The following is a 10790-nucleotide window of genomic DNA, read 5'->3' as shown; positions in this document are numbered from 1 at the left end:
CGAGGCGGAACCACGAACGCCCGGGCACGTGGTCGTCGGGGATGACGGGCAGGACGGTGCTGCTCGACAGACCTTGTCCGTCGACGAGGCCGGTGCCCAATCCGGCGCCGGTGCTGGTGTCCCAGGGCCAGTACTGGTCGCGGGAGCGTGGCGCCGCGACCGGTGCCCCCGTGCGAGCACCGGTGCCGGCGGCTCGAGCACGTGCCGGCGCGCTCTGGCGGGCCTGGCGCTCCTGCCTCGCGCGTCGCGCGGACTCGTCCTCGGCCGGCTCGGGTGCGAAGAGCGGCCTCTCGGGCGGGCTCTCGAAGGGTGGGGGAGGCGGGGCCGGCGTGGCTCGACGCTCGAGCCACGAGACGTCGTCGCCGTCGGGACCGAAGATGGGCAGACCGGCCTCGGTGGGGAGGTCCTCGACCTGAGCCCCCGTGTGCCCCGTTTGCCCCGTGTGCCCTGTGTGCCCTGTGTGCTCGTCGTGCTCGTCGTCGCCGACTGCTGCGTCGTCTACGTCGTCCACGTCGTCTACGGCAGCTGTGTCGTCCGCGGCCTCCGGGTCCGGGCCGGCCTCAGCGTCAGCCCGAGCGTCTGAACCAGCATCGGGCTGGGACGGTCGGATGGCGGTCTCGAACGGCGTCAGGTCGGGCACCTGGGGCAGGACCACGGGTTCCTCGTCGGGCAGCACCGGAGGTGTGCTGGCCAGGAGGGCGACGGCCATCCCCGTCGGGTCGCCCACGAAGTCGGCGAGGTAGTCGGCCACACCGCGGGCGTCGCTGGGCAGCCCGTGCGACTCCCGGTGCCTCACGGGGGAATTCGAGGGGGAAGGCGAGGGGGAAGACGAGTGGGAAGGCGAGGGGGAGGACGAGTGCGGGTGGGAGTGCAGGATCTCCTCGCACAGGGCGTCGAGAGGCCGCGGGATCCCGGCGCGGACCCGCCGCGGTCGCAGGATCTCGCCGTGATCGAGCGGGGCGGGAGTGACCGCGGAGCCCGACTGCCCGCCCCAGCGCGCGGTCAGCGCGCAGTAGAGGAGCCCGGCGAGGTCGATGACGTCGTCGTGGAGGTCGCCGTCGGGCGCGCCGTGGAGGGCGGCGTCCACGCAGAGTCCGATGATGCGCACCCGGCCGCTGCGGTCGATCAGCACGTTCTCGGGGTTGAGGCGACCGTGGGCGACGCCGGCGCGGTGCGCGGTCGCGATCGAGTCGGCCACCTCGGAGACCAGCCAGGCCGCCCGGCGCGGCCCGAGGGGCCCGGTGCCGGCAGCGACGATGTCGAGGGAGGCACCCCAGCCCCACTCGTTGACGACGTAGCAGACCTTGTCGGTGATGTCGGCGTCGAGCACGCGCAGGATGCGGGGATCCAGCACCGTGGCCGAGCGACGCGCGGCGGCCATCAGGGCCTCGACGCGGTCGTCGTCGGCTCGGATCACGTGGACCGCGACGTGCCGCTCGAGCATCCGGTCGTGCGCCCGCCAGAACCTGCCGTCGCCGCTCTCGCTGAGGAGGTCCACGAGCCGGTAGCGGTCGGCGAGGACGTCTCCGGGCCGGGTCGCGTGCGGCACCAGACTCCCTCCTCGCAGGTCGCGTCAGGTCAGGTACGGGTCCATCAGCAGGTCCCGTCCATCGTAGGGCGCAGTCAGGCTCCGCGTCCGGACGACAGCCGGCTCGAGACCAGGGAGATCACCGAGGTGACCTCACGCAGCCGGAACACCTTCGCCAGGACCACGAAGACCACGACGTCGACCACACCCACGACCGCCGTTCGAACGAGGGCGGCGAGGAGGCTCGAGTCGGCACCGTCGGTGGCGCCCAGGCCGAGGGCGACGAGCCCTGCGATCGCCGTCGAGCCGATCACGACGAAGCCCAGGCGCACGAGGAAGCGCAGGGTGCGCCGGCCCTGCAGGACGCCGTCGCCCCCCAGGCTGCGCGACAGCACCAGGCTCGAGAGGAAGGCTCCGACGGCGTACGACGTGCCGTAGGCGGCGACGAGCGCGGGTGAGGTGCCGGCCCGACTGGCCAGACCGACGAGCACCAGGGCGGCGGTGATGTTGACCGCCGCCACTCCGCACTGGATGAAGAAGACGGTGCGGGTCTGCTCGAGGGCGTAGAAGCCGCGCAGCATCAGGTAGTGGACGGTGAAGAAGAGCAGTCCGATCCCGAAGAGGGACAACGAGGGCGCGAAGTTGGCGAAGTCGTCGGAGGTGGCGCCGTAGCCCCAGATCAGGTGGGAGGCATCGACGGCGACGACGGGAAGCAGGGCCGCGATCGGGACCATGACGACCAAGGCGCTACGCAGGGTCGAGGCCAGCGTGGTGCCGAGGGCTCGCAGATCGCCCTCGGCGGCGCGGGCCGAGAGCCGCGGGAGGATCGCGGTGGCCAGCGAGACCGTGATGATCGAGTGCGGCACCATCATGATCAGGAAGGTCGAGGAGTAGACGAAGTAGCCGGTGCCCTCAGGCCCGCCGGCGCCGGCCGGGCCGGCGTCCGCGGTGCCGCTCGAGGCGAGGCGCACGACCACGGTGTAGGCGACCTGGTTGACGATCACGAACAGCACCGTCCACACGCCGAGCCGGAACGTGTGACCGAGCCCGGTGCCGCGGAAGTCGAAGCGCGGGCGGAACGTGAAGCCTGCTCGCTTGAGGTAGGGCACCAGGATGAGCAGCTGGACGGCGATGCCCAGGGTCGAGCCGAGACCGAGCAGCAGCTCCTGGCTCGGTGAGTAGCCGGCTTCGAGCACGGTGCCCCGGGCCGGGCCGTAGACGAACAGGTAGACGACCAGGGTGGCCACCGAGATCACGTTGTTGGCGATCGGAGCCCACATCATCGGCCCGAAGACCCTGCGCGAGTTCAGGATCTGCCCGACCAGGACGAACATCCCGTAGAAGAACACCTGGGGCAGGCAGTAGCGCGCGAAGGCGATCACCGAGGCGAGCTGCTCGGTGCGTTCGGGAGCGTAGAAGTCGCCGTCGAGGTAGAGCGACATCACCGTGGGGGCGAAGGCGACCAGCGCCACGGTGACGACCAGCAGGAACAATCCGGCCAGCGTGATGATCCGATTGGTGTAGGCCTCACCGCCGTCCTCGTCGTTGCGCATGGCCCGCACCAGCTGTGGCACGAGCACGGCGTTGAAGACACCCCCGACCAGCAGGATGTAGACCATGTTCGGGATGGTGTTGGCGATCGTGAAGATGTCGGCGTGCAGGTAGGCGCCGAGAGCGGCCGCGAGGAGCGCTGACCGGACGAACCCGCTCAGCCGAGAGACCAGCGTGCCGGCCGCCATCACCGCGCTGGACGACAGCACGCTGGACTGCTCGTCGGAGCCGCTCACCTGGGCATCGGACCGGGCATCGGACTGGTCATCGGTCTCGGGTCGTTCTGGACCGCTCATGCGGGGTCCGGGCCGGCGCGTCGGGCCGCAACGATGCGTCGTCGCAGCCGGAGGCCGATGGCGATGAAGAGGGTGCCGACGCCGACGCCGATGATCAGCCAGATCACGTTGCTCACCAGCACCGACCGGATCGCGAGCTGGTCGGTGGCACCGAGCGGCTGCCCGGCGGAGTCGGTGACCATCAGGACGACGTTGTGCACCCGACTCGTCTCGGTCGTCACGGTGAGCAGGACGCTGGTGCGGCTCTGCGCGGCCAGCTCGAGCGGCTCGACGGGATCGATGGTGAGGCCCGAGTCGCTCTCCGCGGCGATGCTGACGAGCACGGGCTGGTCGAGGTCGTTGGACAGGGTGACGACGAACGTGCCGGAGTCGCCCGAGAGCGTGACCCCGGAGGAGGTGGTGACCTGGATCGACCCGAGGCGCTCCTCGAGCCACTGGCTCGACAGGGCGAGGGATCCCCGAGCCACGCGCTGCTGACGCCGGATCGAGTACGACAGACCGCTCAGGGCCTGCTCGGTGACACGGGCCGCGATGCCGGTGTTGCCGACGAGGACCCGCTGGAGGGTGTCGGCGGTGTCGATCAGGTCCTGGACCGCCTCGAAGGTCTCCACGTCGACCTCGCGGCGAAGCGTGTCGGTGGTGTCGACGAGGTCGTCGACACCGAGGACAGCCGCCGGGGTGGTCGCCGTCGCTGTGCCCAACGGGCCGAAGCTCACCCACGACCGGTCCAGGCCGTCGAAGAACTCCTCGGCCGTGGAGAGGTCCCAGGCGGTCGGCAGCAGGACCACGAGGGGCTGACCGCTCGCCGAGACGGGGGTGGGCTCCGTCGGATCCGCCAGGTCGCTGTCAGATGTCGAGGGCGGCGAGGACGGGGATGGTGTCGTGGAGGGGTCCTCGGGCAGGGCCCGCACCGCAGCCTCGGCCAGCACCCGCTGGCGCAGCCCGACCGCGGTCACCGAGCGCCCCGGACCGGGGCTCCCCTCGGCAGCGCCGGCCGACGTCACGATCAGGCGGTCGCCGCCCAGGCGGACCACGCTGGGGCCAGGGGAGCGCAGGAAGCGGTCGCTGATGAGCAGCGGGGTGCCCTGGGGGGTCACCTCGGCGAGCTCGGCGTCGACGTACCCCCCGGGGGCGGCGAAGATCGGGTCGGGGTCGATCCCGAGGTCGCCGAGCACGCTGCTGCTCTGCGCGAGCGCCAGGTCGAGCAGGCCCGGGGCCTCCCGCTCGGTCGTCGCGACGTCGGGATTGCCGTAGGGGAGGGCGACGACCTGGCCGGCGGCGAAGACGTCCCCGGCCGCCTCGAGCCAGCCCTGGGCGGCCAGGGCCACCTCGGAGTCGGCGAGCGGCGTCTGGTCGGTGCTGCCGGGCTCGTCGGTCGACTCGGACGACGGGGAGCCCGAGGGCACGGGGGGCTCTGGGGGCTCTGAGGGCTCTGGGGCGTCGGTCGACGGGTCGTCGGTGGGGTTCTCGGTGGGGTTCTCGCTGGGACGGGCCGGGGTGGCGTCGAGCGAGCGCGGACCGTTGCCGGCGGCCATCAGTCCGATCGCGTCGAGCAGGGCGGGATCGACGAGCCAGGTGATCGGCACGTCCGCGGCGGCGCCGGCCTGGCCCAGCGTGAGGAGGTCGCGCAGGCGTCCGCCGGGACTGAGCCGCTGGGTCCACCGCTCCTCGTCGGACACCGAGCCGTCGTCGTCGAAGAGCACGGCGTGCGTGAGGGGCACCATCAGCGACGCCGGGACGGGATCGGTGCGACGCGGCACGTAGGGGAGGAAGGTGCGGGCGCGACCGTCGGCGGCGTTGTCGCGCGGCAGGGAGCCGCCCTGGCCCAGGGCATGCACCCCGAACCAGTAGGCGCCGCCGTCCGCCGGGTCGCCGTTCGCGACGCCGAGCGCGTCGTCGAGGGCGTCGGTCGGCACCGTGACGACGTACGACGCCGTCTCGCCGGGCTCGAGCACCTCGATCAGCCCGGGGCTCCCGACGTTGACGAGTCGCTCACCCACCTGGGCGTCGAAGGCCACGTCCATCGCGGCGTCGAGGGCGGCGGGGTCGCTCATCGGGGCCAGGGAGTCGCCGAAGAACGGGTAGAGCTTGATGGTGGTCCAGGTCTCGTCACTGGTGTTGGTGACGCTGCCGCGGATCCGCAGCGTGCCGCTGGCCGGCAGGGACGTCTTCGACAGCGTGGCGATCCGCACGCGCAGCGGGGCGGTGTCGGGCTCGAGCGGAACCGCCGTCGCAGGCGCGGAGCCCGGGAGCAGGGGCTGCGCGGGAGCCGCGAACGCCACCGGGTGGAGGGCCAGGCCGACCGTGAGACCCGACAAGCCCACGAGGGCATGCAGGAAACGACGGGGACCGACCACGAGGAGAGGGTATCGGCCGCGACGTCGTAAACTCCGCGCCGTGCCCGTCCCGTCCACTCCGCCCGCTGCCGCCCCGCTCTCGATGGTCGAGGTGCAGGCACGTGTGGCTCGTGAGCTGGACCGCCTCGCGCCCGTGCTCGACGGCCTCGGAGCGCTGTTCGCCGAGGCCGGCCACGAGCTGCACCTCGTCGGCGGACCCGTCCGCGACGCGATGCTCGGCCGCTCCCACCACGACCTCGACTTCACCACTTCCGCGCTCCCGGAGGCGACCGAGAAGATCCTCAAGCGCTGGGGCGACGGCGGCATCTGGGACATGGGTCGCGACTTCGGCACCATCGGCGCGCGCCGCGGCGAGTGGGTGGTCGAGGTGACGACCTATCGCTCGGAGAGCTACGACCCCGAGTCGCGCAACCCGACCGTCGCGTTCGGCGACGACCTCGCAGGTGACCTCGGCCGCCGCGACTTCACCGTGAACGCGATGGCGGTGAGCTTTCCGGGCCGTGACTTCCAGGATCCCTTCGGCGGGATCTCCGACCTCGCCGAGCAGGTCCTTCGCACTCCCGGACGCCCCGAGGACTCCTTCGGTGACGACCCGCTGCGCATGCTGCGGGCCGCCCGGTTCGCGGCCCAGCTCGGTTTCACCGTCGCCCCCGAGGTCGTGGCGGCGATGACGGCGATGGCCGACCGGATCACGATCATCTCGGCCGAGCGGATCCGCGACGAGCTCGTCAAGCTGATCTGTGCGCCGTACCCACGCCTCGGCCTGACGCTGCTGGTCGACACGGGCCTCGCCGACCTGGTCCTGCCCGAGGTCCCGGCGCTGCGCCTCGAGCGCGACGAGCACCACCGTCACAAGGACGTCTACGAGCACACGCTGATCGTGCTCGAGCAGGCGATGGACCTCGAGCGTCGGCTGCCCGACGGCGGCCCGGACTTCGTGGCGCGCTTCGCCGCGCTGATGCACGACGTCGGCAAGCCGCGCACGCGACGCTTCGTCGACGACGGCACCGTGACGTTCCACCACCACGACGTCGTCGGCGCCAAGATCACCCGCAAGCGGATGAAGGCGCTGCGCTTCTCCAAGGACGAGATCGAGGCCGTCAGCCTCCTCGTCGAGCTGCACCTGCGCTTCCACGGCTACGGCTCGGGGGAGTGGACCGACTCGGCCGTACGCCGCTACGTCCGCGACGCCGGCGAGCAGCTCGACCGCCTCCACGTGCTGACCCGCGCCGACTGCACCACGCGCAACCAGCGCAAGGCCGATCGTCTGCGTCGCACCTACGACGAGCTCGAGGCCCGCATCGCGCACCTCTCGGAGGCCGAGGAGCTCGCCTCGCTGCGCCCTGACCTCGACGGCAACCAGATCATGGAGATCCTCGACCTGCCGCCGGGCCGCGAGGTCGGCCAGGCCTACGCGTTCCTCCTCGAGCTGCGCCTCGACCAGGGGCCGCTCGGTCCCGATGCCGCGCGGGCCGCGCTGCTCGACTGGTGGGCCACCCGCTCCGACTCCTGACCTGTCCGGGGCCTGGGCACCGACGTCGCGCGACGCCCAGGGCGCCGTAGGAAAAAGCAGAGATCCCCCGGCCGGAGCAACCGCTGTGCGCCGGCCGGGGGACTCATCCGACGAGATCGATCACGTGTGACCGACCTCGCCGGGTGTCGCCCGCTGACCCCTCAACGGGCGACTCGACGTACGTCGCTGACCCCTCAACGACGTACGACGAACCCTTCGAGGTAGCCGTGGTGCTTGGCCTTCGGCTTGACCTTCTTCTTCATCACCAGGCGCACGGTGTGGGTGCCCGAGCCGAGCCCGCCGTAGGTGCGCACCTTGCGGAAGGTGATGCCCGAGCCCGCGGCCTTGGTGCGGAAGTTCAGCTTCTTGCGGGCCTGGCCATCGATGATGACCTTGGCGAAGCCGCCCTTGCGCGCCTTGCCGTGCACGACCTGGAGCTGCTGACCCGAGAACGTGAAGGTGATCTCGCGCTTCGCACGCTTCTTGTTGACGGTCTTGCAGTAGACGTTGCGGATCGCATCGCTGTCCTTCTTGACCTTCCAGCCGACTCGGTCGACGCGGCCGTTCTTGCAGGCCACGTAGCGCAGCACCCGCACCCGCTTGGTCGCCGTCGAGGAGTTGCCTGCCTCGTCGGTGACGGTGAGCGTGACCGTGTAGCGACCGGGCTGGGTGAACTTCACCGTCGCCTGCTCGCCGGTGGCGTCGACGTCGTCGCCACCGTCACCCTTGCTCCAGGAGTAGGTGAGGTCGTCGGAGGCGCTGGTGTCGTCGCTGCTGCCCGACGCGTCGAGCGTGACCGCCCGCTTCACGAAGACCTTCTGCGGCGACACCTTCGCCACCGCGGTCGGGTCGGTCGTGTCGACCGGCGGGGTCACGCCGTTGACCGTCACGGTGACCGTGGCGGTGTCGGAGAGCCCCTCGGGGTCGGTGACGGTGACCGTGGCGTCGTACTCGCCGGGGGCGTCGTACGTCGTGTCGACGTCACGTCCGGTGGCGTCCTGGGTGCTGCCGCCGTCGCCGAAGTCCCACGAGTAGATGATCCCGTTGGGCGTCTCGTTGTCGGTCGAGCCGGCAGCCGAGAGGGCCACGCTCTCACCGACGTCGACGGTCGACGGGTCGGCGGAGGCGTTGGCGCTCGGGGCGGTGTTGACCACGGGGTCGCCGGTGACGGTGACCGGGACGGTCACCTTGTCGTTCAGGCCCTGGGCGTCGGTGACGGTGAGAGTCACCTGGTAGGTGCCGGCGGTGTTGAAGGCACGCGACACCGTGGCGCCCGAGGCGTCCTTGGTGCTGCCGCCGTCGCCGAAGTCCCAGCTGAAGTCCAGGTCACCGATGGCGGTGGTGTCGTCGGTGCTGCCCAGGCCGGAGAAGCTCACCGTCTGGCCCGTGGTGGCACTCGAGGGGTTGGCCGTCGCGACCGCGGTCGGCTTGACGTTCTCCGGGACGACGACCTCGGGCTCGTAGCCGTAGTTGAAGTCACCGCAGCCCGCGCCGAGGTCGAACGTCACGTCGCCGGTGAGGTTGCTGACCGCTGCCGCGTCCTGCCCCGACATCGAGGTGACGGTGAAGTCGAGGCAGTCGTAGTCGAACGTCCAGTTGCCCGACTCGCTCGAGGGATCCTCGTAGTTGTCGACGTGCGGCTTCGCCTTGGCGTCGGAGAACGACCTCCGGGTCTCGGCGGGGGTGAAGGCCGCGTCGTTGAGCTCGGGGGTCGAGGAACCGGGGGTCGGGGTCGCGTCGAGCGGCGACTGGGCCGGCGGGTCGTCGGTGCCGGCGTTGCCGTAGCCGTGCGCCTCGTCGGTGTAGACCAGCGAGAGGCCGGCCTCGAAGCCGATGGCGTCGCGGTCGATCTCGCCCTTGCCGTCGAAGTCGAAGCCCGAGCGGTCACGCATCTCGAGGTAGTAGGCGTGGTCCTGCGGCGAGTCCGCACCGGCCTGGAGGTACTTCCAGCCGAGGGTGCAACGGCTCGCGGTCGTCAGGTCCTCCTTGCAGCCACCGTTGAAGATCTGGTCGTCGCCGGGCTGGCCGCTGGTCTCGAAGTCGGTCGAGAAGAGGACCTTGTCCTTGCCGTCGACCGTGGCGGTGACCACGACGTCGTCGATGAACCAGCCGGGAAGGGCCAGACCGGGGTCGGTGGCGTAGGAGAACCGCAGCGCGCCCTGGTCAGAACCGGCCAGGCTGGTGAGGTCGTAGGAGTCGGTGAGGAACACCGGCTCAGGGGTCTCGCCGGCCAACCGGTCGACGTCCTGCGTTCCTGCCTCGTAGGAGCCGCTGGACCCGGTCAGGCCGTTGTCGTAGGTCGAGAGACAACCGACCTGGTTGGGGTTGCCGACCGGGACGCCGGTCGCGGAGGTGGTGTAACCCTCCTCCGACTCGTGCGAGGTGTAGGTCGAGCCGCCGTCGGTGGTCGTGAGCACGAAGCCGTAGTCGTAGTCCCACTCGATGTTCCAGCGCGACTTGAACGTCAGGTCGATCGGCGTGCCCTTGGGCAGGTCACGCAGTCCGGGGATGGCGATGTCCAGGTTGCGACCGCCGGTCGGCACGCAGCCGAAGTCGTTGCCCGAACCGGACCACCACAGGTGCGACGGAGTGGCCTTCTCGCCGCTCTCGAAGGCGCTCGAGTCGAGCAGCGTGCGGCCGGGGAGCTTGGCGACGTACATCTCGGAGTTGCGGACGATGCCGTCGACGCCGTTCTTCAGCGTGTAGGGCGCTCCGTCAGGCGTCTCCCAGGTGATCGAGCCGGTGTCGAACTTGGAGTTCTTGAAGTTCGACACGTCGGTCTTGCCGCTCGTGAGCACCTGCGGGACGACCCAGCCGAGCTCCTGGCGCGAGAAGGCGTCCATGTTCTGCGACTTGTCGGTGGCCATCAGGTTCCAGTCACCGTAGGTGTCGCGGCCGCCGGTGGAGTAGAAGTCGGGCAGGCCGAGCGAGTGGCCGTACTCGTGGGAGATGACCGAGGCCTTGTCGATGGCGGTCTCGGGGTTGACGTTGTAGGGCCCGACGCGCACGAAGACCTTCAGGGCGTCGCCCTTGTCGACCGTGGTCTTGGTCGAGTAGGACGTGTCGGTGTACCAGAGCGGGTTGCCCTCGAGGTCCTTGAGCTGGTCGTCGGTGACGAAGCCGGCCAGGCCGGTGACCGGGTCACTGTAGGAGCCCTCGAGCGAGGACGAGTGCGGCCAGATGTTGTCGTACGGGACCGCGTCCGAGGGGTTGTCGCAGGCGACCGCACCGAGCTGCGAGGCGCCGTTTCCGCCGCAACCGGCGTAGACGACCATGAAGAAGTCGACGACGCCGTCCTTGTCGGTGTCGAAGTCGGAGTAGTCGATCTCGGGGTCGGCCAACGCGGCGGCGTCGCGCACGAGCTTGCCGGTCGGGCCACAGCCCGAGTCGATGTTCTGCAGCGCACCGACGCCGGCGAGGGCGCCGACGAGGGCCGAGCCGTTGGCGTCGGCGCCGTAGTACTGCGTCTGGCCGGGCAGGTTGTAGACCCCGTCGGTGATGCGCTCGGGGTAGAGGAGCGTGCCGGAGACGTCGAAGAAGGCGTC

General features: G+C 70.7%; 5 protein-coding genes. 1 reads left to right on the top strand and 4 read right to left on the bottom strand.

Translation table 11 applies throughout. The features are described 5' to 3' along the window. The 3 genes from VOI19_RS06400 to VOI19_RS06390 all read right to left on the bottom strand — a co-directional run. Positions 1–1549, bottom strand: a 1549-nt coding sequence (locus VOI19_RS06400; RefSeq protein WP_323792125.1) for a protein kinase family protein, incomplete at its 3' end; no start/stop codon positions are given. A 74-nt stretch (positions 1550–1623) separates the two neighbouring features. Next, entirely contained in the window at positions 1624–3315 is a 1692-nt protein-coding gene (murJ, locus tag VOI19_RS06395) for a murein biosynthesis integral membrane protein MurJ (protein WP_323792124.1), read from the bottom strand. Positions 3316–3371: 56 nt separating this feature from the next. After that, on the bottom strand, positions 3372–5732 hold the full coding sequence (locus VOI19_RS06390) for a DUF6049 family protein (protein ID WP_323792123.1): 2361 nt from the start codon (positions 5730–5732) through the stop codon (positions 3372–3374). Positions 5733–5814: 82 nt separating this feature from the next. On the opposite strand from VOI19_RS06390, the gene VOI19_RS06385 reads away from it, so the two are divergent. Continuing rightward, entirely contained in the window at positions 5815–7245 is a 1431-nt protein-coding gene (locus VOI19_RS06385; protein WP_323792126.1) for a CCA tRNA nucleotidyltransferase, read from the top strand. 194 nt (positions 7246–7439) lie between these two features. On the opposite strand, the gene VOI19_RS06380 is transcribed toward VOI19_RS06385, so the two are convergent. After that, positions 7440–10790: PKD domain-containing protein (locus tag VOI19_RS06380; protein ID WP_323792122.1), on the bottom strand; the 3351-nt coding region annotated here is incomplete at its 5' end.

It is taken from the genome of Nocardioides sp. (genome assembly GCF_034670285.1).
In the GTDB taxonomy this organism is placed as follows: Bacteria; Actinomycetota; Actinomycetes; order Propionibacteriales; family Nocardioidaceae; genus Nocardioides.
Note: the sequence above shows the minus strand (reverse complement) of the source record. Positions and strands in the feature narration are given on the sequence as shown.

Excerpts from the sequence above, each read along its gene's own strand:
- VOI19_RS06385 (WP_323792126.1), top strand. The coding sequence starts at position 5,815 with ATGGTCGAGGTGCAGGCACGTGTGGCTCGTGAGCTGGACCGCCTCGCG.